A 26,831-nucleotide genomic window follows, 5' to 3' on the forward strand; every position below is an offset into this window, starting at 1 on the left:
CCAAATTCGCAAACTACGCCATCTACGAACACTGCCTCCCCTTCAACGTCGCCCGCGCATACGACGAAGCAAAAGGCATCGACACTCCCAAAATCTGGACCGCACAACGCGATCAACAAATGTGGGAAGCCCTGCAAGGCTGATCCCTTCGGGGGTCGGCAACCCCGGCCCCCGCTCCCGACATTTCCCCGGAGGATGCTGACGTGCTGAACGATCGTTACAGCCTGGCTTTCAAGCTATACCCCTACGAACGCTCCTCTGATCAGGATGCGGCGCAGCCCGTGCGGCATCCGGTGGTCATCGTCGGCGGCGGCCCCATCGGCATCGCCACGGCGCTGGATCTGGGCCAGCAGGGCATCCCCGTGCTGGTGCTGGACGATCACGAGGGCATCGGCATGGGCAGCCGGGCCATCTGCTTTGCCAAGCGCACCCTTGAAATCGCCGACCGCTACGGTTGCGGCAGGCCGATGGTGGAAAAGGGCGTGGTCTGGAACCTTGGCAAGGTGTTCCACGAGGATCGCCAGATCTATGACTTCAACCTGCTGCCCGAGGCCGGGCACAAGTATCCGGCCTTCATCAACCTGCAACAGCCCTATTTCGAGCGCTTCATGGTGGAGCGTGTGCGTGAATTGCAGGCCACCGGCACACCGATTGAAATTCGCGGCAAGAACCGGCTGGACGCCATCGAAGTGAAGGACGATCACGTCGTTCTGGACATCATGACGCCGGAAGGACCGTACCGGATCGAGGCCGACTGGCTGATCGGCTGTGATGGGGCCTCGTCCCCGCTGCGCGGCATGATGGGGCTGGATTTCGAGGGGCGGGTGTTTCAGGACAGCTTCCTGATCGCCGACATCCGCATGCACAATGACGAATTCCCGACCGAGCGCTGGTTCTGGTTCGAACCCACGCATGGCGCGGGGGCCTCGACCCTTCTGCACAAACAGCCGGATGATGTGTGGCGGGTCGATTTCCAGATCGGCTGGAACGTCGACCGCAAGGAAGAGATGAAAGAGGAAAACATCCGCCGCCGGCTGGATGCTTTCCTTGGCGAAGGGCTGGGCTATGACATCGTCTGGTCCTCGATCTACACGTTCCAGTGCCGCCGCATGAAGCGGTTCCGCCATGGCCGGGTGCTGTTTGCCGGGGATTCCGCGCATCAGGTTTCGCCGTTCGGGGCACGCGGGGCCAATTCCGGCATGCAGGATGTGGATAACCTCGGCTGGAAACTGGGTCTGGTGCTGAAGGGGCAGGCGCCTGAAAGCCTGATGGACAGCTATGATACCGAGCGGTGTTTCGCGGCGGACGAGAACATCCAGAACTCCAGCCGTTCCACCGATTTCATCACGCCGAAATCGAAGATCAGTCACACTTTCCGCAACGCGGTTCTGCAACTGGCGGAAAAGCATGCCTTCGCCCGCCCGCTGGTAAATTCGGGGCGGCTGTCACTGCCCTGTGTCTATGACAACGGGCCGCTGAATGGCGAGGATGCCCTGCCCGAGGCCCCCGCGCGCACGCGGCCGGGTGCGCCCTGCCCCGATGCTCCGCTGGCTGATGGTTTCGTGCTGGACAGGCTGGGCGGGGACTTCGTGCTGCTGACAATCGACGCCGATGCGCCGGAACAACTGGATGTGGGGGGCATTGCGCTGCGGCGCGTCAAGCTGTCGGTCAACGATGATGCGACCGGCGCACTGGCAGAGCGGTATCTGGGCGGGGCCACGTCAGCCGTGCTTTTGATCCGCCCCGACCAACATGTCGCCGCCCGCTGGGCCGCTTTTGACGAATCCGCTGTGCGACGCGCCGTTGGTCATGCCTGCGGCAAGGAGTAAGAAGATGGATCTGATCCTGACCCCGAATATTACCGATCCCGATGGTTTCTATGCCCGGCTGATCGCCGCCCATGACGGGCTGAGCGATGAGGAGAGCGCGGCGCTGAATGCGCGGCTGATCCTCGTCCTGGCCAACCAGATCGGGAATGCGGCGGTGCTGGAACAGGCACTGGCCGTGGCACAGGTGGGCAAGTAAGCCCACTGAGGGCGCCGTCGCGAGCCTGTCAGACAGAGGGAGTGGCCTCTCGGTCGGCCCGCACATGGGCCGCCAGAGCCGTTTCGGGGCGCTCGTCACAAGGCCCGATGGCGGCGCGCAGCCGGTGCAGTTCCGGCGCCATGATGGCGGTCTCGGCGGCTTGTGCCGGGGATGACAGCCGCAGCAGATCCGGCGCGTTCAGTTCCCTGGCGATGATCTGCGCCAGCGCGCCCAGGCTTCGGGCCGCGCCGGAGCCGATGTCAAAAGCTCCCGTTGCGCCTGACAGCAGCAGTGTAACGATGCAGTGCGCCACATGGGCGGTCGAAGCAAAATCGCGGATCAGACCCGATGCGCGGACCTCTGCGGGCTGGCCTTGTCGTATGGCGTCGATCAGCGATGGCACCAGCCTGCGCCGATCCTCGCCCGGCCCATAAAGGTGAAACAGGCGCGCCCAGACCAGCCCGGTGCCACAGACCGCCGCCAGATCGCAATGCAACTCCGCCTTGGCCTGCCCGTAGGGGGTTGAGGGGGCGATCAGACGGTCTTCATTCCACAGTCCCGCGATCTGCGCATCGTACTCTGCACAGGTGCCAAGCGCCAGAACCCTTGTCCCGCCCGCCGCGCAGAACCGGCGTATCAAATCCAGCGATGCAGCCTGCCATGCCGTGTTGGAGGGGGCGGTCCAGAAGCTGCCATGCGGCACCTCCCAGGCGGCGTGGATCAACAGCGGCGCCAGCCCTGCAACACGCGCGCGGTCTTCCTTGCGCAACAGGTCTGCCCGATGCCAGATCACCCCGGTTTGGGCCGGGCCGGGATGGCGGCTGACCGCATGGACCGGGATGCCGCGAAACCGCAGCTCTGCCAGAATGGCCCGACCGACGAAGCCGGTAGCGCCGGTCAGCGTAACCGGATCAGCCATGTACAAAATCCGGCCAGTCGCGGTCACGGCCCGAGATGACCGAGGGCGGTGCTGCCCAGCGGATGCCAAAGGCTGGGTCGTCCCAGCGGGCGCCGCGTGCGGCCTCGGGACTGTGCGGCACATCCATCAGATATTCCACCACGGCGCCGGGGGTCAGCGTCAGAAACCCGTGCGCAACCCCGCGCGGCAACAGCAGCGCCGCACCGTTTTCCGCCGAAAGCTCCACCGCATGCCAGCGCAGATAGCCGGGGCTTTCGGGCCGCAGGTCAAGCGCGACATCCTGAATGCGGCCCGCCACACAGCGCACCAGCTTCTGTTCGCCCTTCGGTTCGGCCTGCCAGTGCAGGCCGCGAAGGGTATGAGGAGCCGTATTGGTGGACAGGCTGGCCTGAACGGGCGTGAAATCGACCCCTGCCGCGGCAAAGCTTGCGGCGCACCATGACCGCCGGAAACCGCCCCGCGCATCTTCGTGGCTTTGGCTTTCCACCAGCCAGACGTCGGGCAGGGGCGTCGGGGCCAGCCGCATCAGAGCCGCCGCATTTCCGGCACGGCGGTCCACAGACCCCCGGCAAATCCGGCGCTGCGCAATTGGCCGACGATCTCGGGCGCGATGTTCCAGGGCAGGATCAGAATCTCGTCCGGCCCCATCGCCAGCAATTCGTGCGGGGCGATCACCGGAATATGGCTGCCGGGCAGCAGGCGGCCCTGTTTGGCGGCTGACAGATCGGCCACCGCCAGCAGATCTTTAGGGCGCACCCGCGCGGCATTCAGGAAGGTATTGCCCTTCGCCGCCGCGCCATAGGCTGCTACCTTGCGGCCCATGTCGGTCTTGGCTGCAAGCCAGGCCTGAAAGCCTTGCAGCACCTTGCGGACGCGGGCGTTGAAGCCCCTGTAGAAATCGTCGCTGTCCAGCCCGCGCGCTGCCTCTTCCGCGCGCAGCGCCAGAAGCGCGGGCGAGGCCGGGCGCACAGTGGCCGAAGCGAGAATGCGCAGGCTGCCGCCATGGGTAGGCAAAGTTTCGACATCGAAGACCTGAAGCCCGTGGCGGGCGAACAGCCGCTCCACCGCCAGCAGCGACCAATAGGCATAATGCTCGTGATAGATCGTGTCGAACTGTACCTGATCGACGAGGTTCAGCAGATGCGGCACCTCAACCGACAGCACGCCTTCGGGGGCCAACAGCAGGGCGAGACCGGCGACAAAGCCGTTGATATCGGGCACATGCGCCAGCACATTGTTGGCCACCACCAGATCGGCGCGGCCATGCCGGGCGGTCAGTTGCCCTGCGGTTTCCGGCGTCAGAAAGGCCACTTCCGTCGGCACATCGGCGGCGCGGGCGACCTCGGCCACATTGGCCGCAGGCTCGATCCCGAGACAGGGGATGCCCGTCGCCACGAAATTCTTCAGCAGATAGCCGTCGTTCGAGGCGACCTCGATCACCAGCGATCCCGGGTCAAGCCCCAGCCGCGCGGTCATCGTATCGCAAAACGCCCGCGCATGACCGAGCCAGGATGCGGAGGCAGACGAGAAATAGGCATAATCGCTGAAAATCGCGCTGGCATCGACCACATGGTCAAGCTGGACCATGCGGCAGGTGGAACAGACTACCGTTCGCAAGGGAAAGCGCGGTTCGTTGGCCCTGTCCGCATTTGGCGGCAGGTAGGAGTTGGCGACGGCCATGGTGCCAAGATCGCACAGGACCGGGCCGAAAGGGGCATCGCAGGCGCGGCAACGGGTTACGGCATCGGCCATGTCAGATCTCCAGATAGCGGCGGATGGCCTGATCGCTGTGCGCGGCCATATCGGTGTCGCGGGCCCAGGCATCGTACCAGCGGGCCGTTTCGGTCAGGGCCTGTGCCGTGCCAAGGCGAGGTGCCCAGTTCAGACAGTGGCGGGCCAGACCGCTGTCAAGCGCGAGGCGTGATTTCTCGGGCATCGGGGGCGCGTCGGAAAGACGCCAGTCCAGCGGTCGGCCCGTCGCCGCCTGCCAGCCGGCCAGAAGGTCGCGCACCGGAAGTTCGGCCTCGGCCGGCCCGAGGTTGACGGCCGGCGGGGCATCACCCGTGGCCAGGGTCTCGGCCAGCAGCAGATATCCTGCCACCACATCCAGCACATGCTGGAACGGCCGGGTCGCGTCGGGGTTGCGCAGACGCAGCGCTTTGCCTGCCTGCTGCGCCCGGACCAGATCGGGGATCAGCCTGTCCGGCCCGAAATCCCCGCCGCCGATGACATTTCCCGCCCGCGCCGTCGCAAGCGCGGGCAGATCGGCAAAGCTGGCCCGGTGGCTGGAAACCAGAATCTCGCAGGCGGATTTGGAGGCGGAATAGGGATCATCGCCGCCCAAGGCATCGGTCTCGACGAAGGCGCGGCTGCCGTCATTGCGGTAAACCTTGTCCGAAGTGACGATGACCGCCGCTGTGGCACCGGAGCCGCGCAGGGCCTGCAACAGGTGCAGGGTTCCGGTGACATTGCTGTCCCATGTGCCTTGCGGATCACGGTATCCGGTCGAGACGATCGCCTGCGCCGCCAGATGCAACACGACCTCCGCCCCGGCGACGGCCTGCCTGACCGCCCCGGCGTCCCGCAGGTCGCCGCGCAGATCCCGCGCCAGATCCTGGGCCACGTTCAGCGCCCCGAAGGCCGCAGGCCCGGCTGCGGGGGGGAGGGCGAAGCCGGTGACATCTGCACCAAGCGCGGCCAGCATCCGCGCTGCCCAGGCACCCTTGAAGCCGGTATGCCCCGTCAGCAGCACGCGGCGCCCGGCCCAGAACCGGGGATCGGGGCGCCTTACCACAGCTTCCACGGCGCCCGGCCCTCTTCCCACAGGCTCTGCAACTGATCGCGGTCGCGCAGCGTGTCCATCGGCTGCCAGAAGCCGTGATGGTCGAAGGCCATCAACTCGCCATCCCGCGCGAGGCTCTTGAGCGGCTCCTGCTCCCACACGGTCATATCGTCCCTGATCCGGTCCAGCACTTCCGGCGACAGGACAAAGAAACCACCGTTGATCATGCCGCCGTCGCCTGCCGGTTTCTCGGTAAAGGCGCCGACAAGATCGCCTTTGCGCTCCAGCGCCCCGAACCGGCCCGGCGGCGTTACGGCAGTAACCGTGGCCTGCCGCCCGTGTGCACGGTGAAAGGCGACCGCGGCACCGATGTCCACATCGCCGACCCCATCGCCATAAGTCAGACAGAAGGCAGGGTCATCGCGCAGCAGGTGCCCGACCCGCGCCAGACGCCCGCCGGTCTGTGTTTCCTCGCCGGTGTCGATCAGCGTCACCCGCCAGGGTTCGGCGGCGGGCCGCAGCACTTCGACGGCACCATTGGCCAGATCGACCGTAAGGTCCGAGGAAAGCTGCCCGTAGTTCAGAAAGTATTCCTTGATCTGCCAGCCGCGATAGCCAAGGCAGATGATGAAATCCTGAATACCATGCGCGGCATAGATCTTCATGATATGCCACAGGATCGGGCGGCCACCGATCTCGACCATGGGCTTGGGTCTCAGCCCGGTTTCTTCAGAAAGCCGCGTGCCGCGCCCTCCTGCCAGAATGACTGCCTTCACTCGGATGCCACCTTTCTGGCCAGATCATAGAAATTCCGGGTGAACCGCGCGGGCTGGCCCAGAGGGTTCGCGGCGATCTGCGCGCGCAGGCCGTGGCGCAGCGCAAGGCGGCGGGCGGGATGGGCCGCCAGACCGGCGGCGGCGGACACATAATCGGCGACCGACAGCGTCGCCAGATCGCCCAGCCCCGCATTGGACAGGTTCGAATAGCTGAGCCGCTCGGGAAAGCCCGCGCCGACAAGGCTGACCGTGGGCACCCCCATCCAGAGCGCCTCGCAGGTCGTGGTGCCGCCGACATGGGGCAGGGTATCCAGCGCGATGTCGATTTCGTTGTAGTGGCGCATATGATCGCCACGGACACCGATGAACTCCAGCCGGTCCGGGTCGACATCGCGGCGGGCGAAGGCGGCTCTCGCCCCCGCGACAAAGCTTCCGACCCCGGCTTCGGGCCGCAGGAACAGGAACCGCGATCCCGGTACGACCCGCAGTACCGCCGCCCAGGCGTCCAGACAGGCGGGGGTGTATTTGTACGGATTGTTCGCCGTGCCGAAGGTCAGATGGCCCTTGCGCGTCTGCGGCGTGCCCTCCGCGATCTCGTGCGGCCAGAACAGTCGCGACAGGGCGACCCAGGTTTCGGGCATCGCGAAGGGCCGTTCGATCAGCAGGCGCGGGTCTTCGGGCTGGAGATAGGGATCGGTCAGGATCAGGTCGATCTGTTCCAGCCCCGCCGAATGCGGATAGCCCAGCCAGCTTGCCCCCAGACGCGCGGGCCGTCGGGCCATCACCTCCAGCTTGTTCATCGCCGTGGACCCGCCGAGTTCGAACAGGATATCGAGCCCGTCCGCCGCGATCCCTTCGGCCACCTGATCATCCGGGCGCTTCGGCCAGTGACGAAAGCCGGTCACCTGCGCTTCCAGATGACGCTGCACCTGATCGGGTTCCTTCTCGCTGAAGGAATAACAGAAGACTTCGACCGCATCGCGGTCATAGTTTTCCAGCAACGGCAGGGTGAAATAGGTGATCGGATGGTGCCGCAGATCGGAGGACATGAAGCCCACGCGCAGCTTGCGGCCACCGGCAAGCGCCGGCAGGGCGACGGGCGGAACCGGGGTGATCTGGCGGGCAACGCGGCGTCCCCATTGCCGATGCCAGTCCACCAGCTTCAGCCGGTCGTCCAGGGTCTGCACCTGCCCCAGTTCATAGTGAACCGAGGAATGCAATCCTTGGGCCTGCCAAAGCGGCAGCAGGTTGTCCAGGCTGCCGGTCTGCGCCATCCGGTCTTCGTCCAGCACCCGTTGCAGGATGGTCCGCAGGGTGCGCGCGGCCTCGGGGATGCGCGTTGGAAACCGTTCCATCAACTGTTTGGCCAGGTGGTAGGCCCGTTCGATATGATCCGCCTCGTTGCCGTACCGGCTGCGCGACAGGCTTTCGGTCAGCCGGTCCAGCGCCACGAAACTGTCGGGATGACCCGCGACTGCCCGTTCCAGCGCCTGGTTCACCTGTTCGCGATCGCTGTCCCCGATCAGGTTGGCCAGTTGCAGGTTGGCGGCCAGATGTGCCGGGTCCTGCGCCAGAACCGCGTTCAGGATGGCCTGAGCCCGTGCCACATCGCCGGTGCGAAAGGACAGCCGCGCGTCGATGACAGCCAGTTCGCTGTCCCCGGGCCGCTCTTCGCACAGCTTTGCAATCAGGGCGCGCGCCTCGTCCACGCGCCCGGCAACCTGAAGCGCCTGAACCAGAAACGCCGTCATCTCGGTATCGCGCGGCGCCAGAGCCAGGCCACGCCGGAAGGAATCGCAGGCTTCCTCTGTCTGCGACAGTGCCATCTGCTGACGCCCCAGAAGCCGCCAGAGCGTTGCCGATGTCGGCTCGATCTTCAGGGCACTGCGGAAACAGGCCGCCGCCTTATCCGGCTGGCCCAGAGCCTCATAGACATTGCCAAGGTTCTGCCAGGGTGACCGGTCATGCGGGCGCAGCTTGCGGGCAAGCTCCAGAACTTCGGCAGCCTTTCCAAGCCGCCCGGCGCGTTTCAGCAGAACCCCCATCAGATTGACAGTGGCGCCATCCTTCTGCGCCTTGGCAAACAGCGGCTTGAAAGCTTCCACTGCCTCGGCGTGGCGGCCCAGTTCGGACAGCGCAAGCGCATGGCCGCGCGCCGTCAGCCGTGTCGAGGCGCCTGCTGCCCTTGCCTGGGCAAAAGCGGTGACCGCACCCTGAAGATCCCTGCGATCCAGCGCCTCCTGCGCAGAGGCAAGGGCAAGCTCGGCGGGGGTGAGGCGGATGTCTTTCATGTGCTGCGGCACCGTCAGTTGAACCGATGGCGCAGCACTTCCGCGCCGCGCCGCAAATCCGTGGCGGTGCCGGAATTGTCGACCAGCACAAAGGCTGTGCGGTTGCGTTCAAAGAACGCCAGCGCGCCGTCTCCACGGGCGGTCGCCGTGGCGGGCATGTCCGGTCCGTCGACACTGCGCAGCACGCTGAACAGCAGGATTTCCCCCAGATCGGGCGTTTCGATGACCAGGGCGACGCCCGGACGTTCCGGCGTGGCCACGATCTGCGCGGCGCGGATCGACCAGCCCTGCGGCAGCCGTGGCAGATCAATGCCCAGCCGGGCCGCGATGCGGGTCGGATCTTTCGGCATCGGGCCAAGATCGTTGCTGAGCGCGATGCGCAGGCTCACGGCATCCTGCACGTCCAGTGCGGTCTCGAAAAGCCGGGCAATATCGCCCGAGGGGGTTTCGGGCGTCCGGGGGTAAAGGCCCTGTGCGGTCCAGCCCATGACAAACATCGCCGCCGCTGCGGCGAAAGGCAGCCAGCGGCGCAGTGACTGGCGCTGCGCAAGCCCTGTCTCCAGTCGGCTTGCGGCCAGCCGCATCTGCGGCGGAGGGGGGCTTTCCACCGCAGCCATGGCCAGCCGCAAACCTTCGGTGAGGCGCATTTCGGCCATCACTTCTGCGGCGCGCCCGGGATGCCGCGACAGATGTTCTGCCACCGCATAGCGTTGCTCGCCGTCAAGCTGATCGTTGATGAAGGCGGCGATATCCGTCTCGATCTGGTCCTGGGGATCACCTGTCATCTTGGCCTCGCACCAGTTTGAGGGAAGGGGGAACCGCCCGGGCGGCGGGGCCGTCTTCGAAACGCCGCAGGGCAGCACGGGCCCGCCCGACCCGCGACATGACTGTCCCGGCCGGGATATCGAGGATTGTGGCGGCCTCGGTCACGCTCAGCCCCTCGACCCCCATCAGATGCAGCGCCTCGCGCTGTTCGGCGGGCAGCGCGAGAAATGCCTGGCGGAGTTGCTCCAGCCGGACGACATGTTCGCCTTCGGGCGGCGAAAATCCGGGGTTGCTGTCGGCCCAGGCCTGTTCGCGTGCGACCGAAGCGCGGTGCGCGCGCCGTTGATCGACAAAGAGATTGTGCAGGATCGCCATGAGCCAGACGCGCAGGTCCGCGCCCGCCCGGAAGCTGCCGCGCCTTTCATAGGCCTTCAGCAGGGCGCCCTGAACCAGATCGTCCGCTTCCGTTTCGGCACGCGTCAGAACCCGTGCGTAACGGCGCATCGGCTCCAGATGGGGGGTCACGTCAAAACTCTTCATGCCCGGTATACGGAGCGGTGCGCGGTTTCATCCCGCGCGATAGCCCGATCCTTTCTCTCCGACCAGTGCCGCATTGCGTTCGCGCAGATGCGCGGCGGCATCGTCATACAGGAATGGCAGAAACGCATAGCGACGTCCCCGGGTTACGCGGCTCACCTTGTGCAGAAGCGAGCAGGAAAACACCACTGCCCCGCCCGGCGGTGCCTTGAAGCCGCGCGGCCCGTATTCGGGAAAGCTGACCTCGCCGCCGTCGAAATCGTCGTTGAGGTTGACCGAAACCGCAAACCGGCGATGCGCGGTGCCAGAGGTGGTATTGTCGCGATGTGCCGCGAAATGGCCACCATCCTCGGCAGCATAGCAGGAAACGATATACCGCTCCATCCGGGTGACCCTGAACTGGTGTGCCCTGGCGATTTCCGGCACGACGCGCCGCAGGAAGCGGCTTTGCAGGCTGGCGATCAGATCCTTGTCGGTGATGTCAAAATCGCTGCGCTGCTTGTGCTTGCGGTCTGTCATGCCGATAGTGCGGCCGTTGACCTGCCGCATGAAGCCGCTTTCGGTGCCGCCATGGGACTCGTAAAGTCCGATCAGATGACGGCAAAGGTCAGGCTCGAACAGCCGGGGCAGGAACAGGACCGGCGCCTGAAGATCAATGCCGGCAAAGCGTCCGGGGGCGGGCTGCGCCTCCACCAGCGCCAGGAACTCGGCCACATCGCCGCCATCGGCGCGGAATGGGATTGTGGCCACCACCCGCAGCGTCGGGTCCAGCAGAAGCCAGAAGCGGTTCATGGCCAGCTGTCTGGCGGCTGTATCCGCATCGGCCGGAACCGCGCCATATAGTTTGGCCACCGACAGGTCGAAATCCCAGAACACCCGGAAGCCGGGTGTGCGGTTGGCCAGACGGCCCTGCGCCTCGTCGCCGGGATCATTGCTGACCGCGAAGAAGCAGGCGTGTTCGTCGTCGAACAGGTCCGTCCGGGCCAGAACCGCGCGGATGGCGGCCTGCGCCTGTGCATCCCGCGTCGAGCCCAGAAAGCAAAGCGCGATATGGCGTCCGGCCGTGGTATCGAAGGCAAAGCGGGGATTGGCTGGGGTGCGCTGGTAGAACCACGGGGCCGGATCGCCGGGCAGCGGCATGGTCGCGGAAATGGCAAAGGCGTCTGACATGCTGGCCCGTGTTCAGGGGAAATTCCTGACACATACGAAGCCATGCGCGGCTTTCATCCCGAAAAAGATCCGCGCGCCCCGGCGTTACCCCCCCGAACGGAAACCACCGCCCCGGATCCGGGGCGGTGGTTTCCCTGCGGCCGGCGGATCAGGCGGCGGATTGCGCGGCGCCCAGCTTTTTCCGGCGGCCTGCGGCCCAGGTCAGCAGCAGGTGATCCGCCATCAGCCCCATGAAGGCGACGGCAAAGCCAAGCACCAGCCCCTTGCCCACGTCAGTGGACGACAGGGCGCGCTGCATTTCCTGCCCCAGATCCTGTGTGCCGATGAAGGCGGCGATGATGACCATGAAGAGGGCGAACATGATCGACTGATTGGCGCCGATCACCAGCATGGGCACCGCCAGCGGCAGTTTCACATGCCACAGAACCTGTCGGGGACCGGCGCCTGACATGGCGGCGGCCTCAATGGTTTCGGCGGGCACGCCGCGCAGACCCTCGATGGTGAAACGCAGAATCGGGACCGTGGCAAACACCATCACCGCCGCGATCACCGCCACGTCATTGACGCCGAACAGCATGACCACCGGGATAAGGTAGATGAAGCTGGGGAAGGTCTGAAGCGTGTCGCAGATCAGGATAAACCGGCTGGCGCGCGCAGGGCGCCCCGCGGCCCATACCCCCAGCGGCAGGCCGATCAGCAGCGCGATGACAACGGCCACCGTGACGGTATAGACCGTGATCATGGCGCGGTCCCACCAGCCCGACAGGGCAATCGGCAGGATGAAGGCCAGACAGATCAGCGCAGACCGCGCGCCGCCGACCAGCCATCCCAGCCCGGCCAGAAAGGCCAGCACCGCCGAAAAGGGCAGCCACAGGAAGCCGTCGCGCAGCGGGATCAGAACCCAGGTGATCAGGAACCAGCGCAGCCAGTCGGTCAGCGGGGTGACCAGGCGGATGAAGCCGTCCACCCCGGCATCTATCGGTCCGGCGAGGGTCAGCGCCTGCTTGCGCTCGACCACCGCGAAATAGGGATGCAGGGCAGCCAGCGCGAAGCCGGCAGCGCAAAGCCCCAGCCAGATCAGCAGATGCCGGTTGCGCACCATCCAGGATGCGCCCGCAGTCAGATGCTCGGGCTGTTTCAGCGCCCAGACCTTCGACAGCCGGTCCAGCACCACGGCCAGCAGTACGATGGTGATGCCGATTTCCACCGACAGCCCGATCTTCAGCGATTGCAGCAGGTTCAGCAGCTTCTGCCCCAGCCCCGGCATGCCGATGAACGAGGCCAGCACCACCATGGCAAGGCTTTGCATGATGACCTGGTTTATCCCGATCAGCAGCTCGGTCCGGGCCGCCGGAATGCGGACGCTGCGCATCAGCTGCCATTTGGTTGTGCCGCTCATCTTGCCGCTTTCGATGATCTCGGGCGGCACAGCGCGCAGGCCCAGCAGCGTCATGCGGATCATCGGTGGCACCGAGAAGATGATGGTGACGATGGCGCCCGCTTTCGGCCCGACGCCGATGAACACCACAACCGGAATCATATAGGCGAAATGCGGCAGCGACTGCGCGATGTTGAGGATCGGGTTCATCACCCGCTCGACCCGGCGGAAGCGCCACGCGAGCGTGCCCGCCAGTATCCCCAGCAGCACCGAGAAGGGCGCCGCGACCACGATGACGGAAAGCGTCTCCATCGCCCATTTCCACTGGCCCATGACCGCGATCCAGACGAAGGTTCCAGCCGACAGCAGTGCCAGGCGCCATCCGGCCAGAACATAGCCCGCCATACCCATGGTGGCGGCGATCACCACCCAGGGGATCGGCCCCAGCATGGGCCAGCGCGATTTGCCGTAAAGCAGGTTTGCCGTCACATCGAGGCAGAATTCCACCGCATCCGAAATGGCGCGGGTGACCACCATCAGGCCCAGATCATCGCGCAGGAAGGCAAAAGCCGTGTTGATCCAGCGGGCAAAGGGCAGGATCAACGGCTCCGGCAGGCGCATCAGCCCGTCCGGCAGGATGAAGCGGCCGAGGCACAGCAGCGCCGCAAGGCAGAACAGGGCCAGCGCGGGCCGGGGAAGGCGGGACAGGGCGCCGCTCATGCCGCAGGCCCCAGCAGAAGATCCAGCGCGGCGGCACGGTCGATCACGCCGCTGATCCTGCCATCCGCACCGCTGACCGGAATCATCGGCCGGTCGTCCTGAAGGATGCGGCGGGCCAGCGTGTGCAGCGTTTCGGTAGCGGGCAGCGCCGTGCCCTCGACGGACCGCCCACTCACCGGCAGCGCCAGCGCCCCGGCATGTACCACCCTTGCACGATCCACCGCCGAGGTGAACTTGGCGACATAGGGCGTGGCGGGGGCCATGACGATGCGTTCGGGCGTGTCGATCTGTTCGACCGCGCCGTCCTTCATGATGGCGATACGGTCGGCAAGGCGCAGCGCCTCGTCGAAATCATGGGTTATGAAGACGATGGTCTTGGCCATCATGGCCTTGAGTCGCAGGAATTCATCCTGCATCTCGCGCCGGATCAGCGGGTCCAGCGCCGAAAAGGGTTCATCCAGAAACCAGATGTCCGGCTCTACCGCCAGACTGCGGGCGATGCCGACACGCTGTTGCTGCCCGCCCGAAAGCTCGCGCGGGAAATAGCCTTCGCGCCCACCCAGACCAACCAGATTGAGCATCTCGCTGGCCCGCGCGATGCGCGAAATCCGGTCCTGCCCACGCATTTCCAGCGGAAAGGCCACGTTTTCCAGAGCGGTGCGATGCGGCAGCAGGCCGAAGCTCTGAAACACCATGCCCATCTTGCGGCGGCGCAGGTCGATCAGCTCGGTTTCCGTCATCGCGCCCAGATCGCGACCTTCGACCGTGATCGCCCCGGAGGTAATGTCGATCAGCCGGGCAAGACAGCGGATCAGCGTGGATTTGCCCGAACCGGACAGCCCCATCACCACCAGCATCTCGCCGCGTGCGATATCGAGAGAGACGTTGCGCACCGCCGCGATATGGCCGCTGGCGCGCAGTTCCTCCATCGTGGTGTCGGGGCCCAGCCGGCCAGCCAGCTGCGCCGGGTGATCGCCGAAAACCTTCCAGACATTCTTGCAGGAAATCACACTTTTGTCTTGAGCCATTGCCGGACCTCGCAGGGAAGAAAGGGCCACCCGGCCAGGCCGGGTGGAGTTGGGCGTGCTGTCACAGGGAAGTGACGGACGTACGCTCGGGCGAAGTCACTCGGTCCAGGGCTTCCAGACGGCCTCGTTCGCGGTCAGCCATTCCGCTGCGGCATCTTCGGGTTCCATGCCGTCCACATCGACGAGCTTGGCCATTTCCGCGATCTGGGCATTGGTGAAATTCACTTTCTGAAGCACCGAATAGGCCTTGGGCCATTTGGTCTTCATCTCGTCCCAGGCCGCGATCTTCAGGTAGCCATTGGCCGGATTGCCACAGTCATAAACCTTGTCCGGCAGCGGGCCCTTTGCCGGGTCTTTGTCGCAGCCTTCCTCCCAGGCCGGGAATTCCACGAATTCGCCGGGCCAGACTGCTTCGGCGAAGTTGGGTGTCCAGTTGAACAGGACGATCGGGGTCTTGCTTTTCTCCGCTGCGGCGATTTCGGCCCAGAGCGCGGCGGCAGATCCGGCATTGACCACGACGAAGTTCATGCCAAGCGCATCGACCTTTTCCTGGTCATGTTTCAGCCAGTCCACCGGGCCGCCAAGGAAACGACCCTTGTCGCCGGTTTCGGGCGTGGCGAACAGCCCGGCGCATTCGTTCAGCGCCTTCCAGTCGGGCAGGCCGGAGCAGGCATCCTTGGTCCACATCGGATACCACCAGTCCTCGCGGGTGATGGCGGTATGGGTGGCGACGTCGTGGATGCCGCCCTTCTCGACCGCCGCGCGGAACGAATTGCCGAAGGCGCCTTCCCAGACCTCCAGCTCCAGCGTGGCATCGCCCAGACGGATCGCCTCGTACACCGCCTGACTGTCGGTCGAGACATATTCGACGGAATTGCCAAGCGACTGGAACATCTGTCCGACGACGTTGGACATCACGATCTGGCTGGACCAGTTGTGAATCGGAATGATGATCGGGTCCGGGGAATCCTCGGCGATTGCGGTTCCGGTGGTCAGCACAAGAGCTGCTGTGGAGATGAGCAGGCGCGTTCTGTTCTGCATGGTTTTCGGTCCCTGTTGTCTGGCGCCGGTGTCGGGGCGGCGTTTTTCCCCGGAAAGGTGACATCTTTCCTGAGAGGCAATGTTAGCCAGCGCTTGTGAACAGGTCAGACCACCGGGATGAACAGGCTGGAAAAAGTTGTTACAAGATGTTAACAGAATATCGACCAGCAAGACGAGGCGGATCGACCCTTGACCTCAGCAGCGGCGCATATCGTTGTGATCGAAGACGATGCGGTAACCCGGACCGCACTTGCCGGGTATCTTGAAACCTTCGGTTATCGCGTGACCGTCTGTGCGGGGGCCGAGGCCGCTGAACGGGTATTGAACCAGGAAAGCCCGGATCTGCTGATCGTCGATATCAACCTGTCCGGCAAGGACGGGCTGGAAATCACGCGCGAACAGCGGGCGCGGTCGGAAATCGGTATCATCCTGCTGTCAGGCCGCACCGATGATGTCGACCGCATCGTCGGGCTGGAACTGGGGGCGGATGACTATGTCTGCAAGCCGTTCAACCGTCGCGAATTGCTGGCGCGGGTGAAGAACCTGCTGCGCCGCACGGCGGCCATGCGGCAACTGGCGCGCCGGGTGGTGCATTTTGCCGGTTTCACCTTCGACACGGCGGCGCGGCATGTGGTCGGGGCGGGGGGAGAGTCGATCCAGCTGACCCGCGCGGAATACGAACTGCTGCGCGCTTTCGTCCTGAACCCCGGCATCGTGATGAACCGGGACAGGCTGCTGTCGGCGATCACGCACCGACGCAACGTGACCAGTACGCGGACGGTGGATGTGATGGTGAAGCGCCTGCGCGAGAAATTCGGCGATGACCCGAAAGTCCCGCGGATCTTTGGCACTTCGCACGGCGAGGGCTATGTGTTCACTGCGCCGCTGGCATGAACGGCACAGGCGCGGACAGTACGGACAGCGTGTCACGCAGATCATGCTCCGCCCGCGCGACAGCAGCCCGCAAGGCGGCGAGCGTGGCTTCATCCGGCAGCGCATCCGTCCGGTTCAGCCCGGACAGAAGCGCCAGAAGCTCGGGCATGTCAAAATTACCGACCGCGCTTTTCAGCTGATGCGCCTGGCGTGACAGCGCCGTCCGGTCCCCGGCCCGGACCGCCGCGATGACAGCCTCGGCCCCCGGCCGCAGCGATTCCAGCATCAGGCGGACAAGGGTGCGGGTCTGGTCCGGCCCGAGGTCGGCCAGTGCTGCCTGGACCGAGGCGGCCACCGCGGGGGCCTGGCTGTGGCGGTTCAGCACGGCAACCAGCGTTTCCGGCGACAGCGGCTTGGCGATGATGTCATTCATGCCCGCAGCCCGGCAGGCCTGCACATCTTCGGGCTGCACATGGGCCGAAAGGCCGATGACCGGCAGCCGCGCGGCCATCGGGCCGGGCAGGGCGCGGATGTTGCGGGTTGCCTCGATGCCGGAAATGCCGGGCAGATTCACATCCATCAGCACGGCGTCAAAGCTGCCCTCAGCCACCAGCACCACCGCTGCCTCGCCGGTTTCCGTCAGGGTGCAATGGTGCCCGAGCGTCCGCAGGAAGGATCGCGCGACCTCCTGATTGACCGGGTGATCCTCGACCACCAGCACCTTCAGCGGCCGTGCGGCGGGTTCCGGCAGGGTGATCATCCCGTCGGCAGGCGCGGCCTCGGCGCGCTGGAACGGCACGGTCAGGGTGAAGGTCGCGCCCTTGCCCGCGCGGCTTTCGGCGGTCAGAACCCCACCCATCAACCCGGCCAGCCTGCGCGAGATCGACAGGCCAAGCCCGGTGCCGCCATAGGTGCGGGCCGTCTGGGCGTCTTCCTGCTGGAAGGGGGTGAAAATCCGCTCCATCGCCACGGGTGCGATGCCCTTTCCGGTATCCTCGACCTGAAAGCGCAGGCGCAACACGCCGTCGCGCCCGTCGGTCGGCAGAAGAATGGCGCGCAGCACCACTTCGCCTGTGGCGGTGAACTTGACGGCATTCGACAGCAGGTTGAACAGGATCTGCCGCAGCTTGCCCATATCGCCCTGCAAGGGTGGGACCGGCGCTTCCGGCAGCACCGTGCGCAACTGCAAGCCCTTCTCCTCGGCCACCGGCGCCATCAGCAGGGTGATATCATGCAGCGCCTCCGTCAGGTCGAAGGCCATGCTTTCAGTGTCGGCGGTGCCCTGATCCAGTTTGGAATAATCCAGAATGCTGTTCAGAAGCCCCATCAGGCCATTGCCCGAGGCGAGGGCAACATTGATGCGGGCGGCCTGATGATCCGTCAGCCCTTCCTGCGGCAGGCTGCGCAACATGCCCAGAACCCCGTTCATCGGCGTGCGGATTTCATGGCTCATCATCGCCAGAAATTCCGACTTTGCGCGGTCCGCCGCTTCGGCACGGGCCCGGGCGGCATCATGCGCCGCGACCTCGCCGCGCAGTTGTTCCGTCTGTTCGTCCACCAGTTGCTGAAGCTCGTTGCGGTGGCGGTGCAATTCCTGCAGATGGCGCTCGCGCTCGGTCGCGAAGGCGCGGTTCGCGATGGCTTGCAGACGGAACACCTCGACCGCGCGTTCCATCCCGGCAATCTCGTCCGCGCCGTCCGGCTGGATGATCGGGCCAAGATCACCCTCGGCCAGCCCGGTCATCCGGGCGGACAGCGCATCCAGCCGCCGGATCAGGTTGCCCCGCACATAAAACCACAGCACCGCCATCGACAGAACCAGCGCGAGCATGGCCGAAAAGGCATAAAGCCGCTGCGTCGCGGTGATCGCCTGTTCGGCGGCCCGTCCTGCCGCGACCGCGCGTGCCTCGATCCCGTCGGCAAGTGCCGCCGCCGCAAGTTCCAGCGTCACAGCGGCCTGACGCAGCTCGGTTTCCGCTGTGGCGATGTGATCGGTCAGCACCAGAACCGAACCGGCGGTTTCGAACAGCGTGGCAGTTTCCGGCGGTGTCGCCACCCCCGAGCCGATGGTGCGCAGCAACACCAGCGCCCGTTCGGCGCGGCGTGGATCGTTCACCGAGGCCAGACGCCGCGCGATCACCTTGGCGCGCAGGTCCAGATCCTGCCGGATGCCATCGAGTTCGTCCTGACTGCGTACCCCCGCCACACGGTTCAGCAGCAAGCCGACCTCCGAGGCATGGGCGCGCAGTTCGAACATCAGGCCCATCTGGAACAGATCGACCTCGATCAGCTTGTCCAGTGCCTCCAGCCGGGTATGCAGGCCCGAGGCGGGGTCCATTTCAAGGTCATAGAGGCTGGAAATGACCGCTGCCGCACCCATTTCGGCATTGGCCACAAGCGTATCGGCGATTTCGGTCAGTTCGACTGCGGCAATGCGGCCCGCCTGCAACTGTGCGTCACGGCGGGCGATCAGATGGATGCGCTGCCGGACCTGCCCGTCGATTGCCACCAGAGCCTGACGCACCGCCGCCTCTGCCTCCAGCACGCGGGCCAGCGCCTCGCCCCGGACTGCGGGTTGCCGGGTCAGGCGGTCCCGCAGCGCGTCCGCCTGCGCGAACAGGAAGGCGGATCGTTCGGTGCGCTGCGCCTCGTCGGTGACGGCCGCCAGCTCGGGGGCCATGGCGACGACCCGGCTGGTTTCCTCGGCCACGCCGCGCACTTCGGAAATCGCCGGAATCGCCTCGGTCACCACGCGCGACTGAATGCGCGCTACATCCTGCAACTCGAACCAGCCCAGAATGCCGGTCGCGACCGGAAAGCCCGCGATCAGCAGGACGGCCAGCATGAGCCGCCCGCCGAGGCTCGATTTGTAGTCGAGGATACGCAATGCTTGCCTCTGGGGTGCTGTTCACCGCAGGTTAACATCATTTCCGCTGAAGGGGAGAGGGGGGAAGATGCGCAAACTGCCAGGCCTTACCCTTGCGCTTGCCGGATGGCTGGGCGCCAGCCTGCCCGCCCTTACCGAAACGGTCTGGAAGCTGGAGGCGCGCAGCTTTCCCTTCGATGACAGCAGCCCGGCCCATCCGGTAGACTATCACCCGCTGGATCATGCCACGCGGCCGTGGCGGCTGTGCATTCTTTATCCGCACCTGAAAGACGCCTACTGGCTGTCAGTCAATTACGGGATGGTCGAAGAGGCGCGGCGGCTGGGTGTGGCCTTCGATGTGTTCGAGGCGGGCGGATACCCCAATCTCGACCGGCAGGCAGAGCAGCTGAAAGGCTGTTCGGGGGCTGAATTCGATGCCGTGATTCTGGGAACGGTCTCTTATGACGGGCTGACCCCGCTGGTCGAGGCTCTGGCGGCGCGCAAGCCCGTTATCGCGGCGGTGAACGACATCGACGACCGGGGAATCTCCGGCAAGGCCAGTGTTCCCTGGACGGAAATGGGCGCCGCCGCCGGGCGTTTCATCGCCGCGCGTCATCCGCGCGGCAGCGCGCCGGTGCGGCTTGCATGGTTTCCGGGGCCGACAGGGGCGGGCTGGGTCAGTTTTGTCGAACAGGGGTTCCGGTCGGCCATCGCCGGCAGTTCAGCAGAAATCGTGACGACACTTTATGGGGATACCGGGCTGGAGCAGCAGGTGCTTCTGGTCGAAGAGGCGTTGGATCAGCGGCCCGACATCGACTATCTGGTGGGAAGTGGTCCGATGGCCGAAGCCGCCGTGTCGATCCTGCGGGCGCGGGGCGCGACGGATCGCGTGCGGGTTGTTTCGACCTATCTGAGTCATGCCGTCTATCGCGGGGTGATCCGGGGGCGGATCATGGCAGCGCCCACCGATTTTCCCGTTGAGCAGGGTCGGCTTTCGGTCGAGATGGCGGTTCGGGCGCTGGAGGGGCGGCTGGAGCTGGCACATGCCGGGCCGCCGATCCTCGTGGTAACCGCGGAAACTGCCGGCCCTGCCGTGGTCGAAGGCTCACTGGCCCCGGCCAGTTTCGTGCCGGTCTTTTCGCTGGCCCCGCCGCCCTGATCCGGCGCTGGTGCCGGGCTGTTCAACGGCAATTTTGTTTGCAGGCAAACAAATAATTCATTATTTTCAATATATTGCGACTCATCCCCTTCTTGTGTAGAGCCTGCGCAGCCCCTTGCTGCCCGGAGGAACGCCCCATGTCGCCCAGCCTGACCGAAATCCGGCAGAACCTTGCCCATGCCTATGATCTTGCTCCTTCGCTGGACCTGGCAGAGCAGACGCGTGAGATCTGGGGCCGTATGGCGCGGGTGGTGCCCTTTGCCGACTGGGCCATGCACGCACCCTATGTTCAGGCGATCAATCGGCTGAAGGCGGAACGCGGCGCGGTTGTTCTGGCGCATAACTACATGACGCCCGAAATCTATCACGGGATTGCCGATGTGGTGGGCGACAGCCTGCAACTGGCCATCGCCGCGACGCGGGTGGACGCGCCGGTGATCGTGCAATGTGGCGTGCATTTCATGGCCGAGACCTCGAAAATTCTGAACCCCGGCAAAACGGTGCTGATGCCCGACATGGCGGCGGGCTGTTCGTTGGCCGAGGCGATCACGCCGGAAGGCATCGCCGTGATGCGCGCGCGGTATCCCGGGGCGCCGGTGGTCAGCTATGTCAACACCACGGCGGCGGTGAAGGCGGCCTCGGACATCTGCTGCACCTCGTCCAATGCGGCGCAGATCGTGCGGGCACTGCCGGGCGATACTGTCATTATGACGCCGGACAAGTATCTGGCGCAGAACGTGGCGCGGCAGGTGCCGGAAAAGCGGGTGGTCTGGTGGGACGGGGCCTGTATCGTCCACGAACGCTTTACTGCGCAGGACCTGCGGGATTTCCGTGCGTTCCAGCCCGATACGACCATCATCGCCCATCCTGAATGCCCGCCCGATGTGGTGGCGGAGGCGGATTATACCGGCTCTACCTCGGGCATCATTGATTTCGTCGCGCGCGAACGCCCGGCGAAGGCCCTGCTGGTGACGGAATGTTCGATGGCCTCGAACATCGCCGACGCCCATCCGGCGGTGGAGTTTGTCGGCCCCTGCAACATGTGCCCCTACATGAAGATGATCACGCTGGAAAAGGTGCTGTGGTCGCTGCATTCCATGACGACCCCGGTCGAGGTGGCGGCGGAACTCGTGGCCCCCGCCCGCGCGGCAGTGGAGCGGATGATCGCGCTTTCCGCCGCGAAGGCCGCCGCATGATCGAGACCGGCCGCATCGTCATTCTGGGGGCGGGGATTGCCGCGCTGACGGCGGCGCTGCGGCTGGCCCCGCGTCCGGTTCTGGTGATCTCGCCCGATCCTCTGGGGCAGGGCGCCTCGTCGGCCTGGGCCCAGGGCGGCGTGGCGGCGGCGCTGGGGCCGGATGACAGCGTGGCGGCGCATGTGGCCGATACAGTAGTGGCGGGGGCGGGCATCGTTGACGTCGCCGTCGCGCAGGCCGTGGCCGAAGCTGCGCCCGAGGCGGTTGCGGCACTTGCGACACTGGGTGTGCCGTTCGACCGCGACGCCGCCGGGGCCTTCGCCCTGTCGCGCGAGGCGGCGCACGGCCAGCCCCGTGTCGCGCGGGTGCAGGGCGACAGCGCCGGAGCCGCCATTATGGCGCGGTTGATCGCCGCCCTGCGCAACACTCCTTCGGTTCAGGTGCTGGAGGGCTTTGCGGCGGAACGGCTGGCGCTTTCGTCCGGCCGCGTCACCGGCGTCTGGCTGGCGCGCGCGGACGTGCCCTCGCAGCCCGTTCTCCTGAAGGCGCCGGCGGTTCTGCTGGCTTCGGGCGGGGCGGCGGGGCTTTATGCGATCACTACCAATCCGGGCAGGGTGCGGGGGCAGGGGCTGGGCCTTGCCGCACGGGCGGGGGCGCGGGTGGCGGATGCGGAATTTGTGCAGTTCCATCCCACCGCCATCGCCTGCGGCGGCGACCCCGCGCCACTGGCGACCGAGGCGCTGCGGGGCGAGGGCGCGTTGCTGGTCAACAGCCGGGGGCTGCGCTTCATGGCGGGCGCGCATCCGGCGGCCGAGCTTGCGCCGCGCGACATCGTGGCCCGCGCGGTCTTTGCCCAAAGCCAGTCCGGGCTGGCGCCGGCGCTGGATGCGCGGGCGATCTTTGCCGGAAACGGAAAAGCGCATTTCCCGACGGTGGCCGCCGCCTGTGCGCAGGCAGGGATCGACCCGGCGCGACAGCCCATCCCCGTCGCCGCAGCCGCGCATTACCACATGGGCGGCGTGGCTTGCGACCTGCGTGGTCGCAGTTCGTTGCCGGGGCTGTGGGTGGCGGGCGAAGTGGCCGCGACCGGGCTGCATGGTGCGAACCGCCTGGCCTCCAACGGACTGCTGGAGGCGCTGGTGATGGCTACACGCGCGGCGGCGGATCTGGCAGAGAACCTTCCCCCTGGGGAAGCCCCGGAGGTGCATCTGGCACCGCAAGTCGTTGGGCTTGGCCCTGACCCTGCCATGGTGGCCGATCTGCGTGGCCTGATGACCGATTGTTGCGGCGTGATCCGCAGCGAATCCGGCCTGCGCCGTGCGCTGGGGGATCTGGCCCTGATGTCCCGGCGCGCGCTGCCGGAACCGATGCTTAACATGGTGGCGGCGGCAACGCTGATTGCTGCTGCCGCGCTGTTGCGGTGCGAAAGCCGGGGCGGGCATTTCCGCGCCGACCATCCGCAACCCGACCCCACTCTGGCCCGCCGCAGCCGCCTGACGCTGGCGGAGGCCGAGGCGCTTCGTGATGAAAAGGTACCTGCCTGATGCTGCCCGACCTTCTTCTGGAACCCCTGGTCCGCAACGCCCTGACCGAGGATCTTGGCCCGACCGGCGATGCGACCGTCGCGGCGGTCATCCCGCCGGGGCTGCGCCAGGCGGTGCGGCTGAACGCGCGCAGTTCCGGGGTTGCCTCGGGCCTGCGGCTGGCGGCGATGGCGTTCCGCATGGTCGATCCGGCGCTGCGGGTAGTGGCGCTGGCTGAGGATGGCGACCGTTTCGAACTCGGCACGACGCTGATGACCGTTGAAGGGGCAGCGGGGTCGATCCTGATGGCGGAACGGGTGGCGCTGAACTTTGCCGGGCGCATGACCGGCATCGCCACGCTGACTGCCGCCTTCGTGGCCGAGACGCGGGGCACCCGCGCCCGCATCACCTGCACCCGCAAGACCACACCGGGCCTGCGCGCGGTGGAAAAGGCTGCCGTGCGGCATGGTGGCGGCTCCAGCCATCGCTTTGGCCTGTCGGATGCCATTCTGATCAAGGACAATCACATCGCCGCTGCCGGGGGAATCCGGCCGGTGCTGGAGGCCGCGCGGGCGGCGCGGTCCCATATGATGCGGGTCGAGATCGAGGTGGATCGTCTGGACCAGCTTGAGGAGGTGCTGGCGCTGGGCGTGGCGGATGTCGTGCTTCTGGACAACATGACGACCGCGACACTGGCCGAAGCCGTTGCCATGACGGCGGGGTGTGTGGTGCTGGAGGCGTCGGGCAACATGGCGCTGCCGCGCATCGCCGAGGTAGCGGCGACCGGGGTCGATTACATCTCGGTCGGGGCGCTGACGCATTCTGCCCCGGTGGTTGATCTGGGGCTGGATGCCTGAGCGCGGGGCGCGTCAGGCGTCGATCTCGGCCAGAAGCTGCTGGTAGCGGGCGGTGTAATCGGCGCGCACCTGCACCGGCGGGCGCAGCCGGATCGACAGATCGGGGACCAGCCCATGCGGCGGGCGTCCGAACAGGCGGTCGGCCTCGTCCCGCGTGAATCCCGCGATCTGCACCGCCTCGGCCCAGGCGGAAACCGTGTCGGCGGCCTTGATCGCCTTCTTGATGGCAACGGGCAGCGCGGCGGGCAGGCCAAAGCGCAGATGGATGGCGGCGGTCAGGCGCTGGTCAAGCTCGGCATAGTCCGGGCCGATGGCGGCTTTCACCGGGCTGATCATGTCGCCGATCACATATTCCGGGGCGTCATGCAGCAGGGCCGCCAGCCGCCAGCGCGCCGCGATGCCGGGGTTCTGCCGGGCGAAGATATGTTCCACCAGCAGCGAATGTTCCGCCACTGAATAGGGCCAGTCGCCCGAGGTCTGCCCGTTCCAGCGCGCGACGAAGGCCAGGCCATGCGCGATATCGGCGATCTCGATATCCATGGGGGTCGGGTCCAGCAGGTCCAGCCGCCGACCGGACAGCATCCTTTGCCAGGCCCGCGCCGGTTTGCCCCGATTGTTTCCTGATCTCGTCATAGATTTACCACTGGACCCGTGACAATTGCCGCACGAGTTACAGAGTGCTATCTCAGCGTCAAACGGAAATGCAAGGAGACCGGCGCATGCCGCAGGATTACATCGTCAAGGACATCGCTCTCGCGGATTTCGGCCGCAAGGAACTGGATATTGCGGAAACCGAAATGCCCGGTCTGATGGCCTGCCGCGAGGAGTTCGGCGCATCGCAGCCGCTGAAGGGTGCGCGCATCGCCGGCTCGCTGCACATGACGATCCAGACCGCCGTTCTGATCGAAACGCTGAAGGCACTGGGCGCCGATGTGCGCTGGGCTTCGTGCAACATCTTCTCGACGCAGGATCACGCGGCGGCGGCCATCGCGGCCTCGGGCACGCCGGTCTTCGCGATCAAGGGTGAAACCCTTGAGGAATATTGGGAATATACCGACCGCATCTTCCAGTTCCCGGAAGGCACCTGCAACATGATCCTCGATGACGGCGGGGATGCGACGCTTTACATCCTTCTGGGCGCGCGGGTCGAGGCGGGCGAGACCGGCCTGATCGATGTGCCGACCTCGGACGAGGAAGTCTGCCTGTTCAACCAGATCCGGAAGCGTCTGGCTGCAAGCCCCGGCTGGTTCACCAAACAGCGCGACGCGATCAAGGGCGTTTCGGAAGAAACCACCACCGGCGTGCATCGCCTGTATGACCTGCACAAGAAGGGCCTGCTGCCCTTCCCGGCGATCAACGTCAACGACTCGGTCACCAAGTCCAAATTCGACAACAAATACGGCTGCAAGGAATCGCTGGTTGACGGTATCCGCCGCGCCACCGACACGATGATGGCCGGCAAGGTCGCCGTGGTCTGCGGCTATGGCGATGTGGGCAAGGGTTCGGCTGCCTCGCTGCGGGGCGCAGGCGCCCGCGTCAAGGTGACCGAGGTGGACCCGATCTGCGCGCTGCAAGCGGCGATGGACGGCTATGAGGTCGTCGTGCTGGAGGATGTGGTGCAGGATGCAGACATCTTCATTACTACCACCGGCAACAAGGACGTGATCCGCATCGAGCATATGCGCGAGATGAAGAACATGGCCATCGTCGGCAACATCGGCCATTTCGACAATGAAATTCAGGTTGCCGCGCTGAAGAACCACAAATGGACCAACATCAAGGATCAGGTGGACATGATCGAGATGCCCTCGGGCAACAAGATCATCCTTCTGTCCGAAGGTCGTCTGCTGAACCTTGGCAATGCCACCGGCCATCCGTCTTTCGTGATGTCGGCCTCGTTCACCAATCAGGTCCTGGCGCAGATCGAGCTGTGGACCAAGGGTGCCGAATATGCGCCGGGCGTCTACATCCTGCCCAAGGCGCTGGATGAAAAGGTTGCGCGCCTGCATCTGAAGAAGATCGGCGTGAAACTGACCGAACTGCGCGCCGATCAGGCCGATTACATCGGCGTGAAGGTCGAAGGGCCGTTCAAGTCGGATCACTATCGTTACTGAATCATCTGAACGGGCGCGGGGCGTTTGTCCCGCGCCCGCTTCATCGGCGTGCAGGTCGGGCCGGATTTCATCAGACAAGGCTTTGCCGCGCGATAATTACAGCTTTTGTTGGAAAAAACCGGCGGGATCGCGGTCTTCCAAGGCAAAATCAGATCAATGAGTGAGGCGGGATATGGCAGAAGAAACCAAACGTGAAAAACTGCGTGGCCGCATGCTGGAAAGCATGCCCAAAGGGGCGCGGGTGGCAGAGATCGGCGTCTGGGAAGGCGCTTTCAGCAAGCGTATCATGGAAATCTGCGATCCGGCGGAGCTGCATCTGATCGACCCGTGGCTGTATCAGCCCGAATTCGGCAATACCGGCTTTGGCCGCAAGAAGAACGAAAACCTGATGGAGCAGAAGTATCAGGACGTTTGCGACATGTTCAAGGATGACGCGCGGGTGAAGATCCATCGCGACATGTCGGATGCGGCGCTGGCCTCGCTGCCCGATGCCTCGCTGGACTGGGTCTATATCGATGGCAACCATAACGAGCCCTTCATCGGCCAGGATATCGCGCTGTGCCTGAAGAAGGTGAAGCACGACGGCATCATTGCGGGTGATGATTTCAACTGGATGTCCGATGCGCAGGGCGCCCCGGTGAAACGCGCCGTGGAGGCCATGGTGGAAGAACTTGGCGATCAGGCCGAGCTGAAGCTGATGGCGAACCAGTGGATCGTGAAGCTCAACCGCCCGGCAGCCTGACCCTTTCGCCAGCGGGGAACCCGCGGCGATAATTCCCTTTGTCGTGGCCCGGCGATGGCCTAGGCTGCC

The 26,831-nt window shown here is 65.5% G+C and carries 23 protein-coding genes and 1 pseudogene; 10 read left to right on the top strand and 14 right to left on the bottom strand.

Going from position 1 to position 26,831, the window contains the following annotated elements:
- The 3 genes and pseudogenes from IE126_RS22600 to IE126_RS22610 all read left to right on the top strand — a co-directional run.
- A pseudogene (locus tag IE126_RS22600) lies at positions 1–143 on the top strand (MBL fold metallo-hydrolase); the annotation flags it as partial.
- A 60-nt stretch (positions 144–203) separates the two neighbouring features.
- Positions 204–1,829 (top strand): FAD-dependent oxidoreductase, encoded by a 1,626-nt coding sequence (locus tag IE126_RS22605; RefSeq protein ID WP_189382403.1) that lies wholly within the window; start codon positions 204–206, stop codon positions 1,827–1,829.
- A gap of 4 nt (positions 1,830–1,833) precedes the next feature.
- Positions 1,834–2,025, top strand: coding sequence for a DUF2783 domain-containing protein (locus tag IE126_RS22610; RefSeq protein WP_054302020.1), 192 nt, complete (start codon positions 1,834–1,836; stop codon positions 2,023–2,025).
- Positions 2,026–2,053: 28 nt separating this feature from the next.
- On the opposite strand, the gene IE126_RS22615 is transcribed toward IE126_RS22610, so the two are convergent.
- The 12 genes from IE126_RS22615 to IE126_RS22670 all read right to left on the bottom strand — a co-directional run bounded on the left by IE126_RS22615 (position 2,054) and on the right by IE126_RS22670 (position 15,432).
- Entirely contained in the window at positions 2,054–2,944 is an 891-nt protein-coding gene (locus IE126_RS22615) for an NAD-dependent epimerase/dehydratase family protein (protein ID WP_189382405.1), read from the bottom strand.
- Entirely contained in the window at positions 2,937–3,470 is a 534-nt protein-coding gene (locus tag IE126_RS22620; RefSeq protein ID WP_189382407.1) for a dTDP-4-dehydrorhamnose 3,5-epimerase family protein, read from the bottom strand. The genes IE126_RS22615 and IE126_RS22620 overlap by 8 nt, the downstream gene beginning before the upstream one ends.
- Entirely contained in the window at positions 3,470–4,696 is a 1,227-nt protein-coding gene (locus IE126_RS22625; protein ID WP_189382409.1) for a class I SAM-dependent methyltransferase, read from the bottom strand. The genes IE126_RS22620 and IE126_RS22625 overlap by 1 nt, the downstream gene beginning before the upstream one ends.
- 1 nt (position 4,697) lies before the next feature.
- Positions 4,698–5,747 carry a CDP-glucose 4,6-dehydratase gene (gene rfbG / locus IE126_RS22630; RefSeq protein ID WP_229825828.1) on the bottom strand — a complete coding sequence of 350 codons (1,050 nt, stop codon included), beginning with the start codon at positions 5,745–5,747 and terminating at the stop codon, positions 4,698–4,700.
- Positions 5,732–6,502, bottom strand: coding sequence for a glucose-1-phosphate cytidylyltransferase (gene rfbF / locus IE126_RS22635; RefSeq protein WP_189382411.1), 771 nt, complete (start codon positions 6,500–6,502; stop codon positions 5,732–5,734). The genes rfbG and rfbF overlap by 16 nt, the downstream gene beginning before the upstream one ends.
- The gene (locus IE126_RS22640) at positions 6,499–8,793 is read right to left on the bottom strand and encodes an O-linked N-acetylglucosamine transferase, SPINDLY family protein (protein ID WP_189382413.1); all 2,295 of its coding nucleotides are present in this window, start codon (positions 8,791–8,793) and stop codon (positions 6,499–6,501) included. The genes rfbF and IE126_RS22640 overlap by 4 nt, the downstream gene beginning before the upstream one ends.
- A 14-nt stretch (positions 8,794–8,807) precedes the next feature.
- Complete coding sequence (locus tag IE126_RS22645) at positions 8,808–9,578, bottom strand: anti-sigma factor family protein (protein WP_108130696.1); 771 nt, start codon at positions 9,576–9,578, stop codon at positions 8,808–8,810.
- Positions 9,568–10,083: a sigma-70 family RNA polymerase sigma factor gene (locus IE126_RS22650; RefSeq protein ID WP_229825829.1), complete on the bottom strand. Its 516-nt coding sequence runs from the start codon at positions 10,081–10,083 to the stop codon at positions 9,568–9,570. The genes IE126_RS22645 and IE126_RS22650 overlap by 11 nt, the downstream gene beginning before the upstream one ends.
- A gap of 42 nt (positions 10,084–10,125) precedes the next feature.
- Positions 10,126–11,265, bottom strand: a complete 1,140-nt coding sequence (locus IE126_RS22655) for a 2OG-Fe(II) oxygenase family protein (protein WP_108130698.1) — start codon at positions 11,263–11,265, stop codon at positions 10,126–10,128.
- 148 nt (positions 11,266–11,413) lie between these two features.
- Positions 11,414–13,363 (bottom strand): ABC transporter permease, encoded by a 1,950-nt coding sequence (locus tag IE126_RS22660; RefSeq protein ID WP_189382417.1) that lies wholly within the window; start codon positions 13,361–13,363, stop codon positions 11,414–11,416.
- Entirely contained in the window at positions 13,360–14,391 is a 1,032-nt protein-coding gene (locus IE126_RS22665) for a quaternary amine ABC transporter ATP-binding protein (protein WP_108130700.1), read from the bottom strand. The genes IE126_RS22660 and IE126_RS22665 overlap by 4 nt, the downstream gene beginning before the upstream one ends.
- 96 nt (positions 14,392–14,487) lie before the next feature.
- Positions 14,488–15,432: an ABC transporter substrate-binding protein gene (locus tag IE126_RS22670; RefSeq protein ID WP_189382419.1), complete on the bottom strand. Its 945-nt coding sequence runs from the start codon at positions 15,430–15,432 to the stop codon at positions 14,488–14,490.
- 189 nt (positions 15,433–15,621) lie between these two features.
- Between IE126_RS22670 and IE126_RS22675 the strand changes: the two genes are divergently transcribed.
- Positions 15,622–16,326 carry a response regulator gene (locus tag IE126_RS22675; protein ID WP_054302010.1) on the top strand — a complete coding sequence of 235 codons (705 nt, stop codon included), beginning with the start codon at positions 15,622–15,624 and terminating at the stop codon, positions 16,324–16,326.
- Here the strand turns inward: IE126_RS22675 and IE126_RS22680 are convergent.
- Positions 16,307–19,192: an ATP-binding protein gene (locus tag IE126_RS22680; RefSeq protein WP_189382421.1), complete on the bottom strand. Its 2,886-nt coding sequence runs from the start codon at positions 19,190–19,192 to the stop codon at positions 16,307–16,309. The two genes, IE126_RS22675 and IE126_RS22680, sit on opposite strands and share 20 nt — an antisense overlap.
- 67 nt (positions 19,193–19,259) lie before the next feature.
- Here IE126_RS22680 and torT point away from each other — a divergent pair, with 67 nt between their 5' ends.
- The 4 genes from torT to nadC all read left to right on the top strand — a co-directional run bounded on the left by torT (position 19,260) and on the right by nadC (position 23,906).
- Positions 19,260–20,330 carry a TMAO reductase system periplasmic protein TorT gene (gene torT, locus IE126_RS22685; protein ID WP_189382423.1) on the top strand — a complete coding sequence of 357 codons (1,071 nt, stop codon included), beginning with the start codon at positions 19,260–19,262 and terminating at the stop codon, positions 20,328–20,330.
- 137 nt (positions 20,331–20,467) lie between these two features.
- Positions 20,468–21,526, top strand: coding sequence for a quinolinate synthase NadA (gene nadA / locus IE126_RS22690; RefSeq protein WP_189382425.1), 1,059 nt, complete (start codon positions 20,468–20,470; stop codon positions 21,524–21,526).
- Positions 21,523–23,070 carry an L-aspartate oxidase gene (locus IE126_RS22695; RefSeq protein WP_189382427.1) on the top strand — a complete coding sequence of 516 codons (1,548 nt, stop codon included), beginning with the start codon at positions 21,523–21,525 and terminating at the stop codon, positions 23,068–23,070. Before nadA ends, IE126_RS22695 begins: the two co-directional genes overlap by 4 nt.
- Positions 23,070–23,906, top strand: a complete 837-nt coding sequence (gene nadC / locus IE126_RS22700; protein ID WP_189382429.1) for a carboxylating nicotinate-nucleotide diphosphorylase — start codon at positions 23,070–23,072, stop codon at positions 23,904–23,906. The genes IE126_RS22695 and nadC overlap by 1 nt, the downstream gene beginning before the upstream one ends.
- Before the next feature lie 12 nt (positions 23,907–23,918).
- Here the strand turns inward: nadC and IE126_RS22705 are convergent, their stop codons facing one another.
- Positions 23,919–24,488: an HD domain-containing protein gene (locus IE126_RS22705; protein ID WP_229825830.1), complete on the bottom strand. Its 570-nt coding sequence runs from the start codon at positions 24,486–24,488 to the stop codon at positions 23,919–23,921.
- Positions 24,489–24,625: 137 nt separating this feature from the next.
- Here IE126_RS22705 and ahcY point away from each other — a divergent pair, with 137 nt between their 5' ends.
- The gene (gene ahcY, locus IE126_RS22710) at positions 24,626–26,020 is read left to right on the top strand and encodes an adenosylhomocysteinase (protein WP_108130707.1); all 1,395 of its coding nucleotides are present in this window, start codon (positions 24,626–24,628) and stop codon (positions 26,018–26,020) included.
- Positions 26,021–26,192: 172 nt separating this feature from the next.
- Complete coding sequence (locus IE126_RS22715) at positions 26,193–26,762, top strand: class I SAM-dependent methyltransferase (protein ID WP_108130708.1); 570 nt, start codon at positions 26,193–26,195, stop codon at positions 26,760–26,762.
- Positions 26,763–26,831: the final 69 nt, after the last annotated feature.

The organism is Gemmobacter nanjingensis, from assembly GCF_014652195.1.
GTDB lineage: Bacteria > Pseudomonadota > Alphaproteobacteria > Rhodobacterales > Rhodobacteraceae > Gemmobacter > Gemmobacter caeni.